The 557-nt window shown below is 61.0% G+C and carries 1 protein-coding gene; it reads right to left on the reverse strand.

Annotation, left to right across the window (positions count from 1 at the left end; all coding sequences use genetic code 11):
- On the reverse strand, positions 1–557 hold a 557-nt coding region (locus tag AC2A1E_RS24300; protein WP_484385893.1), incomplete at both ends, for a DUF1120 domain-containing protein.

The following is a 557-nucleotide window of genomic DNA, read 5'->3' on the forward strand; positions in this document are numbered from 1 at the left end:
TCCAGCGTCAACATCGACTCACTCATCCGGCTTGCCAACACTCTGGCTTCAGACTCTGGCAGCGTCGGCTCTATCTCCAGGCGCGCCGTGAGGACTTTGCCTTTGGCAAGCTGACCATTCTGAACGGCTGCCACCGTTTGGCCCGCCTGTAGCAACTGATCGTTGGTTGGCGTGCCGCTTATCATCCCGGTGGGCGTGGTGTTGACTACCTGCACACTGTGGCCGTCTATTTGCACATCAAACAGGCGGACCACCGTGCTGCCGCGCTCGCCATAACGCAAATCCCCACGCAACGTCAGGCGCATGGCCTGGGTGTAGGGGCACACCACGTTCAGCATCAAGGTGCGCTTGCCGGGGGTCACTGCATTACCCCCGGAAGAGGCGCTTTGCATCTGCCAGCGGGATTGGCTGCCGTAGTCAATCACGCTGCCCCCGACAGACAGGTTGCAACTGCTGTCCATCGGCAAGGGGGGCGGCTGAAGTGAGGGATCGCCCATTACGGGGGAAACGGCACCAGCTGCCTTGCTGAGCAATAGCCCCAGGATCAGAGCGGTATG

The organism is Serratia sp. HNCC26DJ206 (genome assembly GCF_057180605.1).